General features: G+C 37.0%; 25 protein-coding genes. 10 read left to right on the top strand and 15 right to left on the bottom strand.

All coding sequences use genetic code 11. The features are described 5' to 3' along the window. Positions 1 to 35: 35 nt before the first annotated feature. From GA0116959_RS13825 to GA0116959_RS13815, 3 genes are all read left to right on the top strand, one after another. Positions 36 to 269, top strand: coding sequence for an SEL1-like repeat protein (locus tag GA0116959_RS13825; RefSeq protein ID WP_053577804.1), 234 nt, complete (start codon positions 36 to 38; stop codon positions 267 to 269). 139 nt (positions 270 to 408) lie between these two features. After that, complete coding sequence (locus tag GA0116959_RS13820) at positions 409 to 783, top strand: DUF2750 domain-containing protein (protein ID WP_053577803.1); 375 nt, start codon at positions 409 to 411, stop codon at positions 781 to 783. 120 nt (positions 784 to 903) lie between these two features. Beyond that, a complete protein-coding gene (locus tag GA0116959_RS13815) occupies positions 904 to 1,335 on the top strand; it encodes a CBS domain-containing protein (protein WP_053577802.1) in 432 nt (143 codons plus the stop codon). Between the two features lie 70 nt (positions 1,336 to 1,405). On the opposite strand, the gene GA0116959_RS13810 is transcribed toward GA0116959_RS13815, so the two are convergent. The 8 genes from GA0116959_RS13810 to GA0116959_RS13775 all read right to left on the bottom strand — a co-directional run bounded on the left by GA0116959_RS13810 (position 1,406) and on the right by GA0116959_RS13775 (position 7,858). Next, on the bottom strand, positions 1,406 to 2,593 hold the full coding sequence (locus tag GA0116959_RS13810; protein WP_092721164.1) for a vWA domain-containing protein: 1,188 nt from the start codon (positions 2,591 to 2,593) through the stop codon (positions 1,406 to 1,408). A 16-nt stretch (positions 2,594 to 2,609) separates the two neighbouring features. Next, the gene (locus GA0116959_RS13805; RefSeq protein WP_092721163.1) at positions 2,610 to 3,461 is read right to left on the bottom strand and encodes an AAA family ATPase; all 852 of its coding nucleotides are present in this window, start codon (positions 3,459 to 3,461) and stop codon (positions 2,610 to 2,612) included. Between the two features lie 23 nt (positions 3,462 to 3,484). Continuing rightward, a complete protein-coding gene (locus tag GA0116959_RS13800; RefSeq protein ID WP_092721162.1) occupies positions 3,485 to 3,868 on the bottom strand; it encodes a hypothetical protein in 384 nt (127 codons plus the stop codon). Between the two features lie 21 nt (positions 3,869 to 3,889). Further along, positions 3,890 to 4,198: a YcgL domain-containing protein gene (locus GA0116959_RS13795; protein WP_092721161.1), complete on the bottom strand. Its 309-nt coding sequence runs from the start codon at positions 4,196 to 4,198 to the stop codon at positions 3,890 to 3,892. A gap of 127 nt (positions 4,199 to 4,325) precedes the next feature. Then, on the bottom strand, positions 4,326 to 5,468 hold the full coding sequence (locus GA0116959_RS13790; RefSeq protein ID WP_053577797.1) for a ribonuclease D: 1,143 nt from the start codon (positions 5,466 to 5,468) through the stop codon (positions 4,326 to 4,328). Between the two features lie 223 nt (positions 5,469 to 5,691). Continuing rightward, positions 5,692 to 6,288: a recombination mediator RecR gene (gene recR / locus GA0116959_RS13785; RefSeq protein WP_092721160.1), complete on the bottom strand. Its 597-nt coding sequence runs from the start codon at positions 6,286 to 6,288 to the stop codon at positions 5,692 to 5,694. A 12-nt stretch (positions 6,289 to 6,300) separates the two neighbouring features. After that, positions 6,301 to 6,630: a YbaB/EbfC family nucleoid-associated protein gene (locus GA0116959_RS13780; protein ID WP_053577795.1), complete on the bottom strand. Its 330-nt coding sequence runs from the start codon at positions 6,628 to 6,630 to the stop codon at positions 6,301 to 6,303. A gap of 40 nt (positions 6,631 to 6,670) precedes the next feature. Continuing rightward, a complete protein-coding gene (locus GA0116959_RS13775; protein ID WP_092721159.1) occupies positions 6,671 to 7,858 on the bottom strand; it encodes an O-succinylhomoserine sulfhydrylase in 1,188 nt (395 codons plus the stop codon). A 136-nt stretch (positions 7,859 to 7,994) separates the two neighbouring features. Between GA0116959_RS13775 and GA0116959_RS13770 the strand changes: the two genes are divergently transcribed. Together GA0116959_RS13770 and GA0116959_RS13765 are read left to right on the top strand one after the other, a co-directional pair. Beyond that, positions 7,995 to 9,086: an alpha/beta fold hydrolase gene (locus tag GA0116959_RS13770; protein ID WP_092721158.1), complete on the top strand. Its 1,092-nt coding sequence runs from the start codon at positions 7,995 to 7,997 to the stop codon at positions 9,084 to 9,086. A 10-nt stretch (positions 9,087 to 9,096) separates the two neighbouring features. Next, a complete protein-coding gene (locus GA0116959_RS13765; RefSeq protein ID WP_092721157.1) occupies positions 9,097 to 9,969 on the top strand; it encodes an NAD(P)-dependent oxidoreductase in 873 nt (290 codons plus the stop codon). Positions 9,970 to 10,119: 150 nt separating this feature from the next. Here GA0116959_RS13765 and GA0116959_RS13760 read toward each other — a convergent pair whose 3' ends face one another. After that, a complete protein-coding gene (locus tag GA0116959_RS13760; RefSeq protein ID WP_244878606.1) occupies positions 10,120 to 10,683 on the bottom strand; it encodes a lysozyme in 564 nt (187 codons plus the stop codon). 437 nt (positions 10,684 to 11,120) lie between these two features. Here GA0116959_RS13760 and GA0116959_RS13755 point away from each other — a divergent pair, with 437 nt between their 5' ends. From GA0116959_RS13755 to GA0116959_RS13745, 3 genes are all read left to right on the top strand, one after another. Beyond that, positions 11,121 to 11,390 (top strand): YARHG domain-containing protein, encoded by a 270-nt coding sequence (locus tag GA0116959_RS13755; RefSeq protein ID WP_092721156.1) that lies wholly within the window; start codon positions 11,121 to 11,123, stop codon positions 11,388 to 11,390. 31 nt (positions 11,391 to 11,421) lie between these two features. Then, complete coding sequence (locus tag GA0116959_RS13750; protein WP_053577789.1) at positions 11,422 to 11,835, top strand: HIT family protein; 414 nt, start codon at positions 11,422 to 11,424, stop codon at positions 11,833 to 11,835. A 253-nt stretch (positions 11,836 to 12,088) separates the two neighbouring features. Next, complete coding sequence (locus GA0116959_RS13745; protein ID WP_092721155.1) at positions 12,089 to 13,183, top strand: porin; 1,095 nt, start codon at positions 12,089 to 12,091, stop codon at positions 13,181 to 13,183. Between the two features lie 312 nt (positions 13,184 to 13,495). Here GA0116959_RS13745 and rodA read toward each other — a convergent pair whose 3' ends face one another. The 6 genes from rodA to GA0116959_RS13715 form a co-directional block, all read right to left on the bottom strand. Continuing rightward, positions 13,496 to 14,632: a rod shape-determining protein RodA gene (rodA, locus tag GA0116959_RS13740; RefSeq protein ID WP_092721154.1), complete on the bottom strand. Its 1,137-nt coding sequence runs from the start codon at positions 14,630 to 14,632 to the stop codon at positions 13,496 to 13,498. An 83-nt stretch (positions 14,633 to 14,715) separates the two neighbouring features. Beyond that, positions 14,716 to 15,408, bottom strand: coding sequence for a 2-C-methyl-D-erythritol 4-phosphate cytidylyltransferase (gene ispD, locus GA0116959_RS13735; protein ID WP_092721153.1), 693 nt, complete (start codon positions 15,406 to 15,408; stop codon positions 14,716 to 14,718). After that, positions 15,398 to 15,793 (bottom strand): septum formation initiator family protein, encoded by a 396-nt coding sequence (locus GA0116959_RS13730; RefSeq protein WP_053580333.1) that lies wholly within the window; start codon positions 15,791 to 15,793, stop codon positions 15,398 to 15,400. The genes ispD and GA0116959_RS13730 overlap by 11 nt, the downstream gene beginning before the upstream one ends. Positions 15,794 to 15,811: 18 nt before the next feature. Continuing rightward, on the bottom strand, positions 15,812 to 17,101 hold the full coding sequence (eno, locus tag GA0116959_RS13725; protein WP_053580195.1) for a phosphopyruvate hydratase: 1,290 nt from the start codon (positions 17,099 to 17,101) through the stop codon (positions 15,812 to 15,814). Between the two features lie 58 nt (positions 17,102 to 17,159). Beyond that, positions 17,160 to 18,017, bottom strand: coding sequence for a 3-deoxy-8-phosphooctulonate synthase (gene kdsA / locus GA0116959_RS13720; RefSeq protein WP_053580194.1), 858 nt, complete (start codon positions 18,015 to 18,017; stop codon positions 17,160 to 17,162). A gap of 31 nt (positions 18,018 to 18,048) precedes the next feature. Then, entirely contained in the window at positions 18,049 to 19,686 is a 1,638-nt protein-coding gene (locus GA0116959_RS13715) for a CTP synthase (RefSeq protein WP_092721152.1), read from the bottom strand. A gap of 226 nt (positions 19,687 to 19,912) precedes the next feature. Between GA0116959_RS13715 and GA0116959_RS13710 the strand changes: the two genes are divergently transcribed. Then, on the top strand, positions 19,913 to 20,344 hold the full coding sequence (locus GA0116959_RS13710; RefSeq protein ID WP_053580192.1) for an internalin: 432 nt from the start codon (positions 19,913 to 19,915) through the stop codon (positions 20,342 to 20,344). Between the two features lie 581 nt (positions 20,345 to 20,925). Continuing rightward, on the top strand, positions 20,926 to 21,549 hold the full coding sequence (locus GA0116959_RS13705) for an aminotransferase (protein WP_092721151.1): 624 nt from the start codon (positions 20,926 to 20,928) through the stop codon (positions 21,547 to 21,549). Positions 21,550 to 21,604: the final 55 nt, after the last annotated feature.

Here is a 21,604-nt window from a genome sequence, read left to right as displayed (position 1 = left end):
TTTAAAGCAATCATAATTACAATAAGGAGTTCTATATGATTCAACAAATCTCTCATCAAGACCTAGAACATGTTTATGCAAATGCAGTCAATACCATTCAATCTCAAATGATATTTGCAGAAGCAGTTCAACAATTGGAAGAAGTCGCACGTGCTGGACATGGTAAAGCTGCCTTATTCTTAGCAGAACTTTATTATCAAGGTTTTCGCGTAGAACGAGACTCTCTTAAAGCTCAGTATTGGCAAAATCTAGCCACTCTCCAAGCTTAGTAAAACGTCACTCAGGTGGCGTTTTTTTTCATCTATACTTTTTTGAATACATATTTGTTTACATTGTTTCTCAAAGCTTACACTGAACTTTCACATAAAATTATTACAATAGATACTGAAATCACAAACTATTTTTGACATGAATCAGATCAATTCATTACAACCACTGCCTAAAGATTTATTTTTTAAAATTACTATTTTAAAATCGATGATGTATTGCGGTGTACTTTGGGGACTTTACCATCAGCAAGGTTGGGCAATGATGTCAGACCATGAAGATTTTATTTTTCCATTTTGGCTTAATAATGTTCAAGCCCATAAATATGCAAAACTTCACTGGCCAAATTATACGCCACGTAAAATTACCTCTCAAGATTTTCAGGAATCCCTTTTACCAACCTTGACTCGTTTAAATGTAACGCCCGCTTTGTGTAATTCATCAAGTCAAAAATTTAAATTGACCACTCAACAAATGCGTCATTTCTTTTTTTCTGAGTCATACAAACCTGCTTAAACCGACATAAATCGTAAATAATCAAAGATAAATTAAATTTTTGATTTGAAAAGTATTTGCATTTTACTGATTTCGCGCTAAGTTGAATGTAGAGCAATTCATAACAAAGGATAACCATAAATGAGTAATGTAGCCCAAGTTATTCAGGATAAAGTTGAACGAACTATTTTTACAATTAGCCCTGAATCTACTGTACTTGAAGCAATTTCACTAATGGCAGATAAAGGTATTGGTGCGTTAGTGGTGACTGTGGAAGATAAAGTGGTGGGGATACTTTCTGAACGCGATTACACTCGTAAAGTGATTTTGATGGAACGTACTTCAAAAGAAACCACCGTAAGTGAAATTATGACGTCTAAAGTTTTAACCGTCACTAAATCCACTACTGTAGAAGATTGTTTAAGTTTAATGACAGATCGTCATCTACGTCATTTGCCTGTGCTTGAAAATGAAAAACTGATTGGTTTAATTTCTATCGGCGATTTAGTGAAAGCTGTTATGGATGATCAACGCAAATTGATTGATCAATTACAACAATATATTGCAAGTTAATGAATCGTATTTAAGCAAAAACCTCTCATATCGAGAGGTTTTTTGAACTTTAAACTTTTAAAACTGAGAATTAACGCGCCAAATACTTGGTCATATCTTCTACGCCTTTCAGAGTCATCGGATACATATGATCTTCAAAGATTTGCTTTACCTGTCCAATCGTATGCGTGTAATGCCAATAATCATCTTGTTCAGGATTAAGCCAAGCCGTTTTTTCAAAATGTTGACGTAAACGTTGTAACCAGACACTACCGGCTTCATCATTCATATATTCAACCGAGCCACCCGCTGAAGTTAACTCATAAGGTGCCATACTGGCATCCCCCACGACAATGACACGATAGTCTCGTCCATAGGTATTAAACAAGTCCCATGTATTCATACGCGTATTTGAACGTCTAATATTGTCTTTCCAGACATAGTCATATAAACAGTTATGGAAATAAAAATACTCGAGCGTTTTAAATTCTGTTTTTGCGGCACTAAATAGTTTTTCACATTGGGCAATATGGGAATCCATAGATCCGCCCACATCAAATAACATCAAAACTTTTATTCGATTACGGCGCTCTGGCACTAATTGAACATCTAAAATCCCTTGCTTGGCGGTTTCACGAATGGTGCCATTAATGTCCAACTCTTCAGCCGCACCTTGACGCGCAAATTTACGTAAACGACGCAAGACCATTTGCATTTGGCGTGTACCTAAAATTTGTTCATCATCCAAATTTTGATATTTGCGCTGTTCCCAGACCTTCACTGCGGAACGTTTACGTCCTGGGCCGCCTATACGAACACCTTCAGGATGGTCACCAAAGGCACCAAATGGCGATGTACCACCCGTGCCAATCATTTTGTTACCACCTTGATGCTTTTTGTGTTGCTCACGTAGACGCTCTTCCAGCATTTTCATCAGCTCTTCAAGAGAACCTGCTTTTTTGAGTTCTTCACGTTGTTCAGGTGTCAAATGTTTTTCAAGTAGCTCTAAATCAAACCAGTCTTTGGGTAACTTGTCGACTTGTTTCAGCAAATCATCCAAATCAAAAGTTGAAATACCCTCAAAATAGTCTTTCATAGCTCGGTCAAATTTATCAAAGAAACGCTCATCTTTGACCATCACCGTTTTAGCAAGTTGATAAAACTCATCTTGATCTGCAAAAACCAAACCTTCACTGACCGCCTGATTTAAATCGATCAATTCTCGCGTCGAAACGGGTACGCCGTAACGTCGTAATGTATAAAACAATCGCACGAACATGAGCGATGTCTCCTGCTTATCGACGTGACATAAAGGCTAAACGCTCAAGCAATTGTACATCTTGCTCGTTTTTAATCAGCGCACCATATAACGGTGGAATAGCTTTTGATTTATCGTGATTGCGCAATACATCTTCTGGCATATCATCTGCCATAAGCAAACTTAACCAATCAATTAATTCTGAAGTTGAAGGCGGTTTCTTTAATCCTGGAATTTGACGAAGTTTAAAGAAAATCTGTAAAGCTTCATTCACCAAAGTTGCGGAAATTTTTGAGAAATGCACGTCAATAATATCGCGCATTGTGGCTTCATCAGGGAATTCAATATAATGAAAAAAACAACGGCGTAAGAAAGCATCAGGCAATTCTTTTTCATTGTTGGATGTGATAATCACGATGGGGCGTTGCGTTGCAGTGATGGTTTCTCCCGTTTCATAAACATAGAAGGACATTTTATCCAGTTCATGTAAAAGGTCATTAGGAAATTCAATGTCTGCTTTATCAATTTCATCAATCAACAATACACAGCGCTCTTCGCTTGTAAATGCTTCCCACAATTTTCCAGGTTTAATATAATTTTTGATGTCATAAACCCGATCATCACCTAACTGGCTATCACGTAAACGCGATACAGCATCATATTCATATAAACCTTGCTGCGCTTTTGTGGTCGATTTGATATGCCATGTTTTTAGTTCAAGACCTAAACTTTGCGCCACTTGCTCTGCAAGTAAGGTTTTACCTGTACCTGGCTCACCTTTGACTAAAAGTGGTTTTTGCAACGCACGCGCAGCTTTAACTGCCAATTTTAGACTTTCAGTCGCAATATACTGATCTGTACCAGCAAAATGTTGAGTATCAACAGACATGATTTAACCTTTATTGTTTTTAATTAAAGTGGTGAGCTATTTTTTGTGACGACAAATTTTTTTTTGTTGAGGGAATATTTTGAATATAAATAACCCACAACCAAACCCAAACCGATTACAAATAAAATAAGTGAGGCATTTGACCAGACCAAACTATTTTCTTTGGTCAAAATACCAAATAACAATCCGAAAATAGCCGGTGCGATGGAAGCATTATTTCCTTCAGACACTGTCGGTGTAAGTAAAATTGCAAATCCAATGATCCACGTGATAGCACCGATGGGCTTAGGCAAACGCTTTGCTATCGCATACCATGACCAAAGAAGAATAAAACTGCCCAACAAATATACCGTAATCGCAATGCTATCTTCAGGAATTGAATCAAGTAGTGCAAAGAAACTATTCATTATACAACTCCTGAATTCATTTTAAGCACCACGCAACCCTTCTGGTGCAGCTGCATTCGGATTAATTAATCCCTCTGGTGGGACTTGAATAAAAAATCCTTTATTTTGAATAGAATCCATCACATGTAAAACATTCACACGAGACAATTTACGCTGTTCTGATAATTCCAAATCCATTACAAATGTTGCACGACCAAAAGCGGCACGCATAGCTTCAGGTAAAACCTCAAGCGGATTTAAAGCATCAGTTTGGTTTTCGGTAGACTCAGGACGGGCGATATAAAGATACATTTCATCTTTTTTACTGGATTTATAAATTGAACAGTGCATATTTAGAACGGGACTCATAAAACTTAGCTCAAGCATACAACAAAAAAAAGACCGATACATGAATGATTATTAACGCATCGGTCTAGATTTTGTATAAATGATAATTCTTTAATCAATCGCTTTAAAATTATTCAACGACTTTCATTTGACTAGACAGGTAATTTTTATCTGCATGCAATACCTTAATTAAAGGCTGAGTTAGCAACTCATATCGCCATCCTAAAAGATAATTAGGTAAATCTTGTTCATCGTTATGAAAGACTACATGCTGATATAAAGCATGCATCCATTTTTTACGTATCAATACTTCTTTTGGAATATCAGTTTCTTGCATAACAGCCTGAATGACCTGCTCCACATTTTCACTCATTTCTTTGGATGAGTTACGAATTGGGCGTACTAAACGAAGTGGCCATTCTGCTTGTTCAGGTAAGCAATTGAGTAAATCTAAAATGGTTTTACCATAATCACGCACAATATTTTGACGAATATCTTTAATATTACACAGCTGAAAATGATTACGCGGATTTTTTTCAACCAAGTCAATCATGGTTGAGGATTTAAGAATAAAACTACGTGGATAATTTAAAGCTTTAACCATTTTCTCACGCCATACTGCCAGCTGTTGTAATTGCATAAGCTGACGACGCGAATGACGATAGTTCCCCATATCCAAATAAAGTAACTCTAATGGAGTTTCTTGACCAATTTCATACGTTAAATGACGGCAATCTTCGAGGGCAAAATCTAATACATTTTTTTGGGCCAATTGATGCTGAATAGTCTTGGATAAATCCATCAAATACAGAACATCATTTGCCGCGTAACTAAGTTGTTCGGGGCTAAGTGGACGTGCCAACCAATCTGATCGGGTTTGATCTTTATCAATATCGATATCAAGAATTTGTTTCAAAGCATTTTGATAGCTGACTTGTAAGCCATGACCTAAAAAAGACAGTCCAACTTGGGTATCAAATACATTATTTAATGTTTTTTGCTGCGCATAATGATAAATCAGATCGATATCTTCACTACAAGCATGAAAAATATTTTGCTGCGCTTTAAATAATTTTTCCCAAAATGCAGACAAATCTAAACTTGTACCATCGAGCAAAAAAACCTGTTCTGCAACATTAATTTGAAATACACCCAATTTAGGCCACAAGGTATCTACCTTGATAAATTCTGTGTCTAGCCCATAAATGGAAGTGCAATTCATTAATTGCAAAATATTTTCTAAGTCTTTTTGTTGCTGAATAAACTGAAACATATTCCCGAGTCGAATGTAAGATTCTCTTTAAAAGTATATTAACCTATATATAGCATTTAGATATAAGAAATTTGACGACAAACATAGCGATTGCTTATATTTTTAGTGTCTAAATTTTGAAATCATCATTTTTTATATATTTTTTGTATAATTTCAAAATTGATTTAAAATCATAAGTTAAAAAAAATTAAATCAAAATATGATGAAATAAGTGCTTTTGCACTTACTTCATTCGCATACGATTATGTACAGCTTGGCTTAATGTATGACTATCAACATATTCAAGTTCACCACCCTGAGGTACACCTTGAGCAATTCTGGTCATCTGCACAGATAAATGCTTGGTGGCTTCTACCAAATAATGTGCCGTTGCCTGACCTTCAACTGTCGCATTGGTCGCTAAGATGACTTCAGAAACATGCCCCTGACTCAAACGTTGAATTAAATAAGGAATACCAATTTCTTCGGGTCCAATGCCATCCAATGGGGATAAATGCCCGCCCAATACATGATATTTCCCACGAAAACTTCCACTTTGTTCAATTGCCATGACATCAGCAGGTGATTCCACCACACACAGCAACTGATCATCACGCTCATGCGAAATGCAGATGTCACAAACTTCATTTTCAGTCAAGGAATGACAAATACTACATTCATGAATATAAGTACTTGCTTCGTTTAAAGCATGTGCCAGCCCAATTGCACCTTCTCTATTTTTCATAATCAGGTGTAAGGCCATGCGTTGAGCCGATTTTGGCCCAACACTCGGCAAAATACGTAAAGCTTGAACCAGCTGATCAAAACGATCACTAAACACTAAACGTCTTCCTTAGAATAAACCTGAAAGGCCTGGTGGTAAGCCCATACCAGAGTTTGCTGATTTCATTTTTTCTTCTGAAATTGTTTCAGCTTGACGCGCAGCATCATTCATTGCAGCAGCAATCAAATCCTCAATCATATCCGCATCATCTTGCAAAAGTTCAGGACTAATCTCAATTCGTTTGACTACATTACGGCATGTCATCGTAACTTTTACCAAACCACCACCTGCTTCGGCATGCACTTCAGTTTGCGCTAACTCTTCTTTTGCCTTTTTCATGTTAGTTTCAACGTCTTTTTGCATACGCTGAGCTTGCTGCATTAACATGTTAATGTTCATAAAAATCTCCGAACAAATAATTTTAAATTAAAATCTTGAATTAGATGAGGTCTAAACCACGACTTAGATCGCGAATAATATCATCAATATCTTCTAAACCAACAGATACACGAATTAAACCTTCACGAATACCTGCTGCCTCTTTCGCGTCGACTGATAATTTTCCATGCGTTGTGGTCGCAGGATGCGTAATAGTGGATTTTGCATCACCCAAATTACCAGTAATTGAAATAAATTGGGTATTATCGATGATTTTCCACGCCTCGTCACGCCCACCTTTTACTTCAAATGAAACGATCCCACCAAAACCTGTTTGTTGTTTGGCAGCAAGTTCATGTCCAACATGTGCTGGCAAACCTGCATAGTAAACTTTTTCGACACTTTTATGTGCAACTAGGAATTCAGCTAATTTCTGTGCACTTGCTGAATGTTCGCGCATACGTAAACGTAAAGTTTCCAGACCTTTTAAAAATACCCAGGCATTGAAAGGGCTCATTGAAGGTCCTGTAGTACGTACATAACCAAAAACTTCTTCAAGTAATTGGTGATTGCCTACGACAGCACCACCCAAGGCACGCCCTTGCCCATCCAAATATTTGGTTGCAGAATACACCACTAAATCTGCACCAAACTTAAGCGGTTGTTGCAAAACTGGTGTACAGAAACTGTTATCAATTGCAAGTAATGCACCATTGGCATGTGCGATATCAGCCAGTGATTGAATATCTGCAATTTCAGAAAGTGGATTTGACGGAGATTCAACAAATAGTAATTTAGTTTCAGGTTTAACTGCATTTTTCCATGCATTTAAATCTGTTAAGTCTACAAAATCGATGCTTACACCAAATTTAGCAATATATTTTTCAAATAAAGAAACGGTTGAACCAAATACAGCCCGTGAACAAATAACATGATCGCCCAATTTTAGATAAGACATTGCAACTGCCATAATCGCAGCCATTCCTGTGCTGGTCGCAACAGCACGTTCAGCGCCTTCTAAAGCAGCTAAACGTTTTTCAAACATAGCAACCGTCGGATTGGTAAATCGAGAGTAAATATTACCGGGTTCTTGACCTGAAAACTTAGCTGCGGCTTCTGCGGCATTTTCATAAACAAACGATGAAGTCAGGAAAATCGGTTCTGCATGTTCACCTTCGAAACTACGGGTATGACCTGTACGAATGGCTAAAGTATCTAATTGGTATTCAATGTCATCTTGTTGGCTCATTTATAGTTCCCCAGTCCTGAACTGTGTTAGCGAATAATGCCAACATTTTGAGCGCCTAATGTATTTAAGGTCAAGGTATAATGCATAAATATCACCTACACTTTCAGTAATTCATTCATATATCACTCGGCTTCTTATGATTCACATTAGAAATAAAATGGCAAAACATAAAATTAAGCTGAAAAATTTATCTACCCGTTTATTTAATTCTCGGTCACTGGTTCTGTCACAGACGACGCCTTACGATATTATTGCCGAATATAAAAAAACACGCATTCGTTACTATGCCTCACCTAAAAAGGAATACAAAGAACCGTTGGTTTTTGTTGCTCCACTTGCCATTAATATGGCCATTTACGATTTATTTCCTTATCGTTCATTAGTGAAACATTTTCAAAATAGTGGTTTTGATGTGTATTTAGTCGAATGGGGGCAATACAATTATAAAGATCGTTTTTTAAATTTCATGTCATTTATTGATGATGCAATTCCACATTGTATAGATCAAATTCGCAACCATTCGAACAGTGATCAAATTTCATTACATGGCTGGAGTATGGCGGGTATATTTGTATTGTTATATACCGCATTAAGGCAACCCCATTTTGTTAAAAATCTCATGGTTTTGGGTAGCCCTATAGATAGCCATGCATCAGGAAGTACGGGTAAAATTTTTCACACTGCCAATCAATTACTGGCCAAAAATAAAACTCTGCAAAACAAACTGTATTCGGAAATGATACCAAAGCATTTTATCCACTCTCCTGGCTTATTAAATGCTCTTGGTTTTAAAATGATTGACCCGATGGGATGGATTCAAAGTCAAAAACAACTTTGGTTCAATCTAGACAATAGACAAGCACTTTATGAACATGCCACTATGGGTGCTTTCTTAAATCAGATGATTGATTATCCGGGCGGAATTAACCAAGATATGCTATTTAATATTTGGCTCAGAAATCCGCTGAAAAATGGTGTGATTCAATTACAAGATCAAAAAATTGAATTAAAAAATATCAACTGCGCTTTACTAGTGGGTGCAGGTCGTAGCGATCAAATTGTATCAGCAGAAGCAATTCAGCCATTAACGGAATTGACCAGCAGTCAAGATGTTACATTTAAGCTAATTCCGGGCGGGCATCTAGGAATGATATCCAATCAAACCACTGCCAATGAGTTCTGGCCAGTCATGACCAGTTGGCTTAAACAAAGATCAAGCAGAATATAAAGGATAGAAAATGATTCAATCAGTTGCATTTATTGGTTTGGGCGCAATGGGTTACCGAATGGCGGCACATTTACCTCAACATTTTGATACGGTCTATGTGTGGAATCGTAATTTTGAAAAAGCCCAACAACACGCAACTGAATATGGCACTCAAGCAGTGGACCTACATCAAGCTGTTCAAGCAGATGTTATTTTTTCGTGCCTGCCCACCAGCAAAGAAGTCGAACAACTCATTGCGAGTGTAAGTATTAAATCGGGTGCGATCTGGGTCGATTGCACCAGTGGTGTGCCTGAATCTGCTAAATTTTTATCTGAACAACTTAAACTACAACAGGTTGATTTTCTCGATGCTCCTGTTAGTGGTCAAACCATTGGGGCGGAAACTGCCACGTTAACGGTTATGGTCGGTGGTGAAACTACAGCTTTTGAAAATGCACTACCCGCCATTCAAGCTTTTGGTAAATTGATTAAACATGTCGGTGGTGCTGGCACAGGATTTTCAGTTAAAGCAGTCAATAATATGCTTTTAGCTGTAAATTTATGTTCGGTTGCTGAAGGTTTTACCGCTTTAAAAGCGCATGGTGTTGATCTACATGCAGCTTTAGACTGCATTAATGCATCCAGTGGCAAAAGTGGTGTGACTGAAACAGTATTACCACAACGTATTTTAAACCGTAGTTTTCCGCTTACTTTTGCTTTACCACTCTTGGCTAAGGATACAGGTATTGCTTTAGATTTAATTCGAGAGGCAAAACTATCTGCACCTGTTATTGCTTTAACTCAAAGCCTTATTCAAGCTTCCAGTGATTTGTCTAATCAAGACAGTGACTTCTCAAGTGCTGTAAAAATTTATGAATCATGGAGCAAAATCACTTTAGAGTAATTTTAACGATCTAATCAACTACTGAGTTAAAGCATATTCCAGCAATAAGGCGCAAAAATAGTACTCAGTAATTTTAGAAGAAACTAAAAACAAAATATTTTTACCCCATTATTTTTATCCAGATAAAAATAATGGGGTAATTCAGAAGACTCATTTTAGAAACAAGCTTTTTTCTGCCTGACGTCGATTAACGAGACCTTGCATGCGCTTACCTCCAGCATTTATCCACACATCAAATTGCTGTGCCGCACCATGCCTATCATCAGCATTCAGCTTTTTCACCAAAGTTGATTGACTAAATGCAGTCGCTCCGATGTTATAAGCCAATGATACCAGTGCATCGAATTGATTTTGATTCAGCGGCACAGTCACCTTATTATTCACTATTGTTTCAAATCTTTTCAAATCATGTGTCATATAAGCTTTAGCTTGTGATTCTGTACAGCTATCCCCTTTTTTGACTTTAATACCATTTGGGTAAAGCGTGGTACCAAATCCAATACTCCAAACGCCCACACCATCGTCATAAGCCAAAAGTCGTTTCCCCTCGAAACCACAAATTAGATTTACGCCAAACGAACTTGTCCTCATCTGGTCAATCGCACTAGCTGACATATGGGACAAATTTGAATCTGTCGCTGTTGCGATGGCTTGATGGTCAGCATCCACATTTTTTTGAATGAATTTGCTTAAAAAATCAAAAATTCGTTTCACTTATTCAGCCCTTTTACTTTGCTTTTAACTGTAAACAATTGATTATCACTGTTTCAAGTCAAAACCTGTATCAGTGTGATTGAATTGACCTATTGAACGATACTATTCAACACTTAAAATTACACCGTTATAGTTTGAGTAAACTCACAGTCTTTATAGCAGTCTTTGGGTAAGTTGATTTACATAGTTCTTTCAAGCCAGTAATCTTTTCATTTTAGTCAAGAGTCCCAAGATTAACTGTGCTGAATATAAATAAAACTTAAATAACTATTTCAAAATAGGATTTAAAAGCAATTGATATATAACATTTTTATTATTTTTCAAATCAATTATGAAGTAAAATTACAATTGAGCAATAAGTCGCCATTGAATAATCATAATAACAACCTAATATTGTGTTTATATAACTACACAGTATTAAACCTGAGGAAACTTTTATGAACAAGTTTATAGTTGCAATGTTTGCAAGCTTTGTGACCTTAATCGGGGCAAATACATTTGCAGCAAGTGCAGATCAAGAATGTCAAAAATTAAAAAATGATCATGATGTCATTTATGCATCAAAAGGTTTTTGTTTTAAAGATAGCGAAGCAAAAGCGAAATTCGGTAATGATAACTGCTATACCACCAAACCGAAATTTTCTGAAAAAGAACAGCAAAAACTTGACACCATTAAAGAACGTCAGAAAGAATTAAACTGTAATTAATTCTGAACTCAATGACTTTCAAGGAATAAAAATGGTTTACGATGATCAAAACATTTTTGCACGCATTATTCGTAATGAACTGCCTGCAATTAAAATTTATGAAGATGATCAGGTTTTGGCCTTTATGGATATCATGCCACAAGCCGAAGGTCACACATTGGTTATTCCCAAATCTCCTGCTATAACTTTGCTTGACCTTGCACCTGAAGCCGCAGCGTATACCATTCAGATTGTGCAAAAGGTGGCAAAAGCAATGGAACAAGCACTTGAAGTTAAGGGTATTGTACTGATGCAACTTTCAGGTGCGGCAGCCGGTCAAACTGTACCGCATGTACATTTCCATTTAATTCCAAGCTCCATTCATGAATTAGGTAAACATGCTTTACACATGGGTGACCAAGAAAAAATTAAAGTTTTAGCTGAAAAAATTAAAGCTGCACTTTAATTTTGAATACTTAAAAAATGAAGCTTAGGCTTCATTTTTTTATAACTCTTTAATAAAAAAAGAAATATAAAAACAAATATCAAACTCAAACACGTCATGAAACTGTCATTTATCTTTCACTTCACTGTCACAAATTTTACAGATACTGCTTAGCAAGTTGGTTAGCTTCTGTAACTTTTTGTACTCAAGCCGACTAAAAAGAAAAGTTAAGCAAGGCTAAGGCCATTAAGAACAGTGTTTTGGAGAAATCTCGATGAAAAAATTGCTTCTCGCTGCAGCAGTTACAACTTTAAGCTTAAGCGCAGCACAAGCGGCGCCAACTTTATACGGAAAGTTGAATGTAAGTGTTGATAGCTATGATAATGGTAAGGATACTGTTACTGAATTAAACTCGAATGCTTCACGTTTAGGTGTTAAAGGCGAAGAGAAATTAACAGAACAACTTTCTGCTGTCTATCAAGCTGAATGGGAAGTAGACGTAGATGGTGGTGATGACGTATTTAAAAAACGTAATATTTTCGCTGGTTTAAAGTGGGCTAATCTCGGTACTTTAAAAGCAGGTATCATGGATACCCCATTTAAAGATGCTGGTACTGGATACCGCGACGTATTTAATGATTATGCTCACGCTGACATCAAAGAAATGATGTACGGTGAAGAACGCATAGAAAATGTCATTGGGATTGAAACAGATCCTAAACTATTGGGTGGTTTAGTCTTTGCACTTCAAACTCAACAAGGTGAGTCTACAAGTGATACCACTAAATATGTAGATGGAAAACGTGACAGTTTAGGTGATGGACTTTCTACTTCACTTTCATATGCCAATAAAGATATCGGCTTTGAAGGCGTTATCGCAGGAAACTTCAAGTCGGTAGGTGATTTTGCTGCGGTGGGAATTTCAAATGCCCCTGCTGATGCAATCCGTGTAGGCGGATCTTTTGATCTTGGAAAAATTGGTGCTCCTGGTTTATCTGTTGGTGCGATGTGGCAGACTGCAGAGATTTCAGACTATAGCAATATTAAACCTTTCACGGTTACACCTGAATATGCAGGTGATTATAACAAAGTTGAAGAAAATGCATGGTTAATCTCTGCAACTTACAAACTTGCAAATACACCATGGACGCTTAAAGCTCAATATCAACAAGCAGATACGGACTACGCAGTGCTTGGCGGAGCATCTGGTGATAGCTCTGTAGACCAATGGGGTATTGGTGCAGACTATAAGCTTAATAGCCAAACCAAACTATTTGCGAACGCCGTTCAACGTGAATGGGATAATTCACCGAAGAAAGGTAATGCTGATGAAAGCGTTTATGGCTTAGGCATGGAAGTTAAATTTTAATTCCAAAGTAAACTTTTAACTGTTCAAAAAAAAAGACCACCTTAGGGTGGTCTTTTAGCAATTTATAATTCTATTCAAACGATTTAAATTTTTGCACAAGTTCAATATAGCTAGACTCAGAATGAGGATTTTCTATTTTAATTCATAGCATTTATATTCTTATTTCACCATCACTCATATCTACTCTTATTAGAAATGCGCTTGTCACATTCAACAAAACATCCAATCGTGAGGATGCAAAGATCATAAAAAAACTAAAATATTCATAAATAAGTCAGAAAATTTGTTCTCATCAATTGCTGAATAAAAGATTTAACGATGACTATGAATGGACATTACAATACCCATACTGGCTAACATTGAAATTACTGCTGTACCACCATAACTCATTAATGGTAATGGATCACCTGTTACAGGCAGAATACCGCTCACCATTCCTGAACTTAAAAATACAAAAAAGAAAAAGGTCAGCCCAATTGCACCTGCATATAAACGTCCAAAATTATGAAAACTATTAACTCCAATCATAAGACAACGAATAATAATTGCAGCAAACAAGCTGATCAGCAAAAAAACACCAATAAATCCAAATTCTTCTGCATAAGTGGACATAATAAAATCAGTGTGATGTTCAGGTAAATAACCTAAATGAGACTGAGTACCGCCCAAATAACCTTTACCTGTAAAACCACCAGAACCAATTGCAATTTTGGATTGAATAATATTCCAACCTGCTCCCAAAGCATCTGACTCAGGATCAAATAAAGTTAACACACGCTTTTTCTGATATTCCTGAAACACAAACATCCATAAAGCAGGTGCTGCAACAGCCAAGGCTGAGAATGCACCCGCAATCAGTTTCCACGACATGCCACTTAAAAATAGAACGAAAACACCAGGAATAATCAGTCCAATATTCATATCGGGTTGTAATAATACCAATACAAAGGGAATTAGCATCAACACCAAAGCCACAATAATATCTAAAAGTTTAGGTGGAAATGGACGTCTTGAGAAATACCATGCCATCATCAAAGGCATGGCAAATTTCATAAATTCGCTGGGTTGCATACTGCCAATACCAGGCAATGATATCCACCTTTTAGCCCCCATGCGCGTTTCACCTACCACCAACACCAACACCAACATCAACATGGCCAATACATAAAAGTAAGGACTGATGGCCTGATAAACTTTAGGTGGAATTTGCGCGCAAATAAATAATGCAATAAAACCAACACCAAAACTAATGGCTTGACGTAATACCATTTGTGAATCTTGTCCAGATGCGCTGTAGATGACCATCAACCCTAAAGCGGAATTCAGAACCAAAAAACATAATAACCATGGATCTAAATGCCATTTTTTCCACTTCGATGAATTGTCTTTAATGCTTCTACCATCACGTAAAGAGTGACGTAAAAAACGATACTGCGGTGATGGTATCATTGGAAATATTTAAACATAGAGAGGAGTTGATAAATTATAAAATTAAAGCTAGGCAGATAATACATCTGGAGGCTTTTTTTATTTTATTTTTGTGAGGATAAAATGAGTTTAGCCAATTCTAAATCATCAGCATAGGTAATTTTAATATTGTCTGAACGGCCCTGCACTACTTTTACAGTTTCACCTGTATATTCTAAAGCACTGGCTTCATCGGTAATATTGATGCCACTCAACAATGCTTGTTCAATCGCAGCTTTTAAGACACCTAATTTTGCAATTTGTGGTGTCTGTGCTTGCCATAAATCATGACGACTCACAGTTTGACTAATGGTATTTTGCTCTTCAACACGCTTCAATGTATCACGAACAGGAATGGCTAAAATTGCACTACTCTTTTCTTGTATTGCCGCATTAACCAACTGATTTAAGCAATCTTGAGTGACACATGGACGCGCTGCATCATGCACCAAAACCAAATCATCTAATGAGGCAAATTGACTTAAATATTGCAAAGCATTCAGCACCGAATTAACACGCTCAGCACCACCTTCACAGAAATGAGCTTTCTCGGATTGCGCAAATTTTAAAGTGTGAATTATTGAATCATTTTCACTCGAAGCCAAAACATAACCCGAAAGTGGTAAACAATTTAAACGAGCCACAGTATGCTGTAACACCGTTTGACCTTGAATGATTTGATATTGTTTTAACTCTGTTTGAGAAAAACGTCGTCCAGAACCCGCCGCAGGAATAACAGCCCAAAGTTTAGGGTTCATTTACTGTAACTTCTTGATTGCCATCTTCATTTGTTCTTAAATCAACGTTGGCATTTGGATCAATATAAACAGGTCTATATTGTGTTCCAATCATACTCATTTGCACAAATGTTTCATGCGGTTTAATCAAACCCAGATCAAGGCGAGCATGTTCTTCAATGGCTTCGATACCATTTTTCAAATCAAACACTTCTGCTGCCAGAACACGATTACGTTCTTTTAATTCTGAATTAATTTCTGTTTGTTGTTGAATTTTTTGCGCTAATTTTTGATGATCATGGAAACCACCCTCACCAAACCAAAACAAATACTGAAACCCCGCGATCAAAATGATCGCAAGGCCCAATAATACTTTACTCACGATGGAGTCGAATATATTTAACATGAATGACATTGCAGTCGCTTAGTTCAAACCTTTGAATTCAGCTTTACCGCGGTAAGCAGCATTTGTCAATTCTTCAATACGAAGCAATTGGTTATATTTCGCAACACGATCAGAACGGCACAGTGAACCTGTCTTGATTTGACCCGCAGCAGTACCAACAGCAAGATCCGCAATGGTTGAATCTTCAGTTTCGCCAGAACGGTGTGAAATCACAGTAGAGTAACCATTTGCTTTCGCAAGATAGATTGCATCTAATGTTTCAGTCAACGTACCAATTTGGTTGTATTTGATTAAGATAGAGTTACCAACTTTCTCATTAATACCACGCTGAAGAATTTTTGGGTTGGTAACGAACAAGTCATCACCCACCAACTGGATTTTGTCGCCAAGGATCGATGTTAAGTAAGACCAACCTTCCCAATCTGACTCATCCAAACCATCTTCGATTGAGATAATTGGATATTGGTTTACAAGACCCGCTAAATAGTCAGAAAACTGGTTGCTTGTGAATGCTTTATTACCTTCACCTGCAAGAATGTATTGACCATTTTTGTAGAATTCTGAAGATGCACAGTCAAGCGCAAGCATAATGTCAGAACCTGCTTTGTAGCCTGTTTGACCAATTGCTTCAAGAATGACCGTGATCGCTTCTTCGTTTGAACGCAAGTTTGGTGCAAAACCACCTTCATCACCAACAGCAGTGTTTAAACCTTTTTTGTTTAGCACTGACTTTAAAGAATGGAAGATTTCAGCACCCGCACGCAATGCTTCAGAGAATGAAGAAAAGCCAACAGGCTCAATCATAAATTCTTGAATATCTACATTATTGTCTGCATGTGAACCACCATTGATGATGTTCATCATAGGCACAGGCATCGTCAAAATTGATTGACCACGTAAATCTGCGATGTATTGGAACAATGGAATTTTCTTTTCATCAGCAGCAGCACGAGCAGCAGCCAGCGATACAGCTAAAGTTGCATTTGCACCCAATTTTTCTTTGTTTTCAGTCCCATCCAAAGCAATCATCGTGTTATCGATGTCTTTTTGTTCAAATACTGATTTACCTAATAAAGCATCACGGATTAGCGTGTTTACGTTGTTAACCGCAGTTTTAACACCTTTACCTAAATAACGTGCTTTATCGCCATCACGAAGTTCTAAAGCTTCACGAGAACCAGTTGAAGCACCAGATGGTGCACATGCACGGCCAACTACGCCAGATTCTAAGATTACGTCTGCTTCGATGGTTGGGTTACCACGAGAGTCCAAAATTTCACGTGCACGAATGTCAACGATTTGACTCATGAACTATTCCTCAGTTGATTAATATGAGCTGCATTTCAAGCAGCACAAGAGTATAAACTCAGTGTGTATCTAACTTTTTGAAACCTTTAACTAAGGTATCCAATTCTTTTAATTGCGCCAAAAATGGCTCAAGCTGCGACATACGTAATGCACATGGACCATCACATTTTGCATTCTCTGGATCTGGATGTGCTTCTAAGAACAAACCAGCTAGACCTGTTGCCATACCTGCACGCGCCAAGGTCGTGATTTGTGCACGACGCCCACCGGCAGAATCCGCACGTCCACCTGGAGTTTGAAGCGCATGGGTCACATCAAAGAATACTGGCACATTCATTTCTTTCATGTGATCAAAGCCCAGCATATCTACAACCAAGTTGTTATAACCAAATGCTGAACCACGTTCACACAGAATAAGCTTGTCATTGCCTGCTTCTAAACATTTATTTAAAATGTGGCGCATTTCATGCGGTGCAAGGAACTGTGCTTTTTTGATGTTGATAATGGCATTGGTTTTTGCCATCGCCTCGACCAAATCGGTCTGGCGACTTAAAAACGCAGGAAGCTGGATAATGTCAGCCACTTCAGCCACTTCAGCTGCTTGATATGGCTCATGTACATCGGTAATGATTGGCACATTAAAATGTTTTTTAATGTCCGCTAACCACTCTAGTCCTTTTTCCAAACCTGGACCACGAAAAGAGGTCAAGCTTGAACGATTGGCTTTATCGAAGCTTGCTTTAAATACATATGGAATATCTAGACGTGTACAGATATCCACATAGGTTTCAGCAATTTCAAAAGCTAAATCTTTTGACTCAAGTACATTCATTCCGCCGAACAATACAAATGGCAAATGATTTGCCATCTGGATATCGCCTAAACGTACAATTTCTTGTGGTTTTAGTGGTGACATTTAAACTTCCTAGTATATTCCTAGACCAACATTATTTATTCTTTTGAAACTGCTTTTTCGCAGCCTCAATAAAACTCGCAAATAATGGATGCCCATCACGTGGAGAACTTGTAAATTCCGGATGGAATTGTACAGCAATAAACCAAGGATGTTGTGGTATTTCAACTGTTTCTACTAAGTGTTGTACAGGTGAATAGCCCGAAATTTTCATACCTGCCTCTTCAAGTGCAGGAATAAAGCGGTTATTCATTTCATAGCGATGACGATGACGTTCAATAATGTCAGCACTGCCATAAATCTCACGTGTTTTTGTACCTTCAACCAATTCTGATTTTTGAGCACCTAAACGCATGGTTCCACCTAGATCCGACTCTACAGAACGTTGCTGAACCTCACCACGCTCATCTAACCACTCAGTAATTAAACCGATTAATGGAGATTTGGTCGAACGATTAAATTCTGTAGATGTTGCATCGACAATACCCGCAACATTCCGTGCATATTCAATTACAGCAAGCTGCATACCTAAACAAATACCGAGGAATGGAATACCATTCTCACGAGCAAATTGAATAGCTTTCATTTTGCCTTCAGTACCGCGCTCACCAAAACCACCTGGAACAAGAATCGCATCAGCATCTTTCAATACAACCGTTACATCTTGACTTTCAAGCTCTTCAGCATTGACATAGTCAATTTGAACTTTAACGCGATTTTTAATTCCCGCATGCAGTAAAGCTTCATTTACAGACTTATACGCATCTGGAAGCTCAATATATTTACCAACCATCGCAACACGCACTGTGTATTCAGGGTTAAGTAATGCTTCCACCACATTATCCCAATCTGTTAAATCAGCTTCAGGAAGGTCATAACCAAAACGTTCACAAATTAAATCATCAACATTTTGTTCATAGAAAGTACGCGGAATTTGATAAATTGAACGCGCATCTTTACAGACGACAACCGCACGTGCTTGTACATTGGTAAATAATGCAATTTTACGTGTGGTATCAGCATCTACATCATATTCAGTACGACAAATTAAAATGTCTGGCTGAATCCCAATCGACAACAATTCTTTTACCGAATGTTGTGTAGGCTTAGTTTTAAGCTCTGCTGCAGATTTAATATATGGAAGTAACGTTAAATGCATGAGCATGGTACGTTTATGACCCAGTTCGACCATCAGTTGACGCACAGATTCCATGAATGGGAGAGATTCAATGTCACCTACCGTACCGCCAATTTCAACAATCGCAACGTCATAGCCTTCACCTGCGCGAAGAACACGTTCTTTAATGTTGTCTGTAATATGGGGAATAACTTGAACAGTTCCACCAAGGTAGTCACCACGACGTTCTTTATTCAGTACATCTTGATAAACACGACCTGAAGTAAAGTTATTGAGTTTGGTCATTTTCGCACGACGCAAGAAACGTTCGTAATAACCCAAATCTAGGTCAGTTTCAGCACCATCTTCTGTGACAAAAACTTCACCATGCTGGAAAGGACTCATTGTCCCTGGATCGACATTAATGTATGGATCCATTTTGACCATGGTTACTTTTAAACCACGGGCTTCTAAAAGTGCAGCAACTGAAGCAGCTGAAATACCTTTACCGAGTGATGAAACTACACCACCAGTCACGAAAATAAAATGGGTCATTGGGTTTCTCGTACAATCGAGCCTAAATCGGCCTGCAATGTTGCGCAATTTTACTTTACTCTGTACCAAGAAAGCAAAGTCAATCCGCATCAATTCATAGAACAATAAGCAATTGATTATTCTATCAGCATTTCCGATAAAAAATTAGAGGGACTGAAGAGGATTTTTATATTCATATTTGCTGTTATAATAAGGGCATCTTAATTAATGCTTAATTTTGTGAATTATGAATAAAAAACTTTTACTTTGTGGTGTGATCGCAGCAAGCTTAATATTAACGGCATGTGTCAAGAAAGAAACACCGAAAGACGATGAACAAGAACAAGTCGAAACAACCCAACCGGCGCAGAGTTCTGAGGCAGTAGAATCTACTCAGTTTGAACCATTAAACTCAATAGATAATTCAGAAGCTGAAGTTCCGACACAGGTCGAAGTTGAACGAACTGAAACTGAAAATACAACGACTGAAGTTCGTCGTGAAGTACGAGATGTTCCGCCACAAGCGCCATCTAAACCAGAAGCACAAAAGCCAGTTGCACCTAAAGCCGAAGATAAACCAACGTCCGCAACATCGAATCAGTCAAACTCAGATGCTCAATCTGAAGATGATGCAGTTGCCGCTGCAATTGCTGCCGCAACACCAGCGCTGAATAACTAAATTTAAATAAAAAACCCAGTGTAGGACTGGGTTTTTTATTGACTACATTATTTATATCGCAGTTTTAAATTTCTTTTTTACATTCTTATTGATTAATAGTTAAAACTTACAACCTCATAAATACAAATAAATCTCATTATCAGAAAGGATTAATAAAATAAAAATGTATCACCAAGACTATTAAAGTAATAATAGCCATGAATAAATAAGTATTTACCGTATTAAAACTTTTAATAAATTTAATAATATTCATTTTTTGATCCTATCTAATAATTTTATCTTAAATAACTCAATAACACACAATAATACAATAAAAAACACGACAAAACAAAAGTACAAATTATTCACTCTTGTATAACTAAATAAGAATTTTTATTAAAAATAAATACATAATCTTGAATGTTTTCTCAAAAAATAAAAAGTCCCAACAAGCATATAATTATTTTTATTAATATAATTCATAATATATTTAGAATTTCCAACCAAAAATTTTAATATTTTTAAATAGAATTTTAATATTTACATTAAAGTGAATATTATATTTTAGAAAATATTATCAATCGCACTTATAAGGTTTCACTATGTTTAAAATTAAAAAATTATTCTATTTATTTATTTTTACTCCTTCACTGAGTTTTGCCACAGTCGGCGGTCCTCAAAATATAGAAATACTTGGATATGAAAGCCAAGACCAAAAAGTCTATTTGCTCAAACATTATCACGATGGTCGAGGTCGCCTGCCTCAGCTTTATTATTATCAATTCAAAAATAACAAAACACCTGAAAAAATAATTCAGGTCAACTCTTTATATATCAACCCAAAAACCCAAAAAATTGATTACGATCAAAATAGTCAGTTATTTGATCAAGAAATTCTTAACATTAAAAATCGACTTCAGCCATTAATAAAGCTCGCTCCCAATACAGTCAAAGCTCATGTACTCAATAAAATTACTTCTAAAGAAAAGTCTTGGTATGACCCAAATAAATTTATACCCAAATATACGTATACCTATCAGTTAAGAAGCAAAAATTATCAAAGTCAGAAACATCAAGCTCTAGCTTATCAGCACGGTATAAGCATTTCTCAAGTTTATAAAATTCCACATCAACAGAAAGTTTTGGCAGTGGTTAAATATTTAGGCATTCCTTTTGAAACAGGTTATACCCTTGAATCTCCGATATTACTCATCCCTAAAAAATAAAACCTCCGTAGAGGTTTTATTTACATTGATTCATCTTATGCAGCACTACGCGCTT

The organism is Acinetobacter albensis, from assembly GCF_900095025.1.
Taxonomy (GTDB): domain Bacteria; phylum Pseudomonadota; class Gammaproteobacteria; order Pseudomonadales; family Moraxellaceae; genus Acinetobacter; species Acinetobacter albensis.
The sequence above is the reverse complement of the archived record's forward strand: the minus strand, read 5'-3'. Positions and strand labels throughout refer to the sequence as shown.

What these genes read in the sequence shown, in the direction of transcription:
- GA0116959_RS13825 (WP_053577804.1), top strand. Translation starts at nt 36, where the DNA reads ATGATTCAACAAATCTCTCATCAAGACCTAGAACATGTTTATGCAAAT.
- GA0116959_RS13820 (WP_053577803.1), top strand. Translation starts at nt 409, where the DNA reads ATGAATCAGATCAATTCATTACAACCACTGCCTAAAGATTTATTTTTT.
- GA0116959_RS13815 (WP_053577802.1), top strand. Translation starts at nt 904, where the DNA reads ATGAGTAATGTAGCCCAAGTTATTCAGGATAAAGTTGAACGAACTATT.
- GA0116959_RS13810 (WP_092721164.1), bottom strand. Translation starts at nt 2,593, where the DNA reads ATGTTCGTGCGATTGTTTTATACATTACGACGTTACGGCGTACCCGTT.
- GA0116959_RS13805 (WP_092721163.1), bottom strand. Translation starts at nt 3,461, where the DNA reads ATGTCTGTTGATACTCAACATTTTGCTGGTACAGATCAGTATATTGCG.
- GA0116959_RS13800 (WP_092721162.1), bottom strand. Translation starts at nt 3,868, where the DNA reads ATGAATAGTTTCTTTGCACTACTTGATTCAATTCCTGAAGATAGCATT.
- GA0116959_RS13795 (WP_092721161.1), bottom strand. Translation starts at nt 4,198, where the DNA reads ATGCACTGTTCAATTTATAAATCCAGTAAAAAAGATGAAATGTATCTT.
- GA0116959_RS13790 (WP_053577797.1), bottom strand. Translation starts at nt 5,468, where the DNA reads ATGTTTCAGTTTATTCAGCAACAAAAAGACTTAGAAAATATTTTGCAA.
- GA0116959_RS13780 (WP_053577795.1), bottom strand. Translation starts at nt 6,630, where the DNA reads ATGAACATTAACATGTTAATGCAGCAAGCTCAGCGTATGCAAAAAGAC.
- GA0116959_RS13775 (WP_092721159.1), bottom strand. Translation starts at nt 7,858, where the DNA reads ATGAGCCAACAAGATGACATTGAATACCAATTAGATACTTTAGCCATT.
- GA0116959_RS13770 (WP_092721158.1), top strand. Translation starts at nt 7,995, where the DNA reads ATGATTCACATTAGAAATAAAATGGCAAAACATAAAATTAAGCTGAAA.
- GA0116959_RS13765 (WP_092721157.1), top strand. Translation starts at nt 9,097, where the DNA reads ATGATTCAATCAGTTGCATTTATTGGTTTGGGCGCAATGGGTTACCGA.
- GA0116959_RS13755 (WP_092721156.1), top strand. Translation starts at nt 11,121, where the DNA reads ATGAACAAGTTTATAGTTGCAATGTTTGCAAGCTTTGTGACCTTAATC.
- GA0116959_RS13750 (WP_053577789.1), top strand. Translation starts at nt 11,422, where the DNA reads ATGGTTTACGATGATCAAAACATTTTTGCACGCATTATTCGTAATGAA.
- GA0116959_RS13745 (WP_092721155.1), top strand. Translation starts at nt 12,089, where the DNA reads ATGAAAAAATTGCTTCTCGCTGCAGCAGTTACAACTTTAAGCTTAAGC.
- rodA (WP_092721154.1), bottom strand. Translation starts at nt 14,632, where the DNA reads ATGATACCATCACCGCAGTATCGTTTTTTACGTCACTCTTTACGTGAT.
- ispD (WP_092721153.1), bottom strand. Translation starts at nt 15,408, where the DNA reads ATGAACCCTAAACTTTGGGCTGTTATTCCTGCGGCGGGTTCTGGACGA.
- GA0116959_RS13730 (WP_053580333.1), bottom strand. Translation starts at nt 15,793, where the DNA reads ATGTTAAATATATTCGACTCCATCGTGAGTAAAGTATTATTGGGCCTT.
- eno (WP_053580195.1), bottom strand. Translation starts at nt 17,101, where the DNA reads ATGAGTCAAATCGTTGACATTCGTGCACGTGAAATTTTGGACTCTCGT.
- kdsA (WP_053580194.1), bottom strand. Translation starts at nt 18,017, where the DNA reads ATGTCACCACTAAAACCACAAGAAATTGTACGTTTAGGCGATATCCAG.
- GA0116959_RS13715 (WP_092721152.1), bottom strand. Translation starts at nt 19,686, where the DNA reads ATGACCCATTTTATTTTCGTGACTGGTGGTGTAGTTTCATCACTCGGT.
- GA0116959_RS13710 (WP_053580192.1), top strand. Translation starts at nt 19,913, where the DNA reads ATGAATAAAAAACTTTTACTTTGTGGTGTGATCGCAGCAAGCTTAATA.
- GA0116959_RS13705 (WP_092721151.1), top strand. Translation starts at nt 20,926, where the DNA reads ATGTTTAAAATTAAAAAATTATTCTATTTATTTATTTTTACTCCTTCA.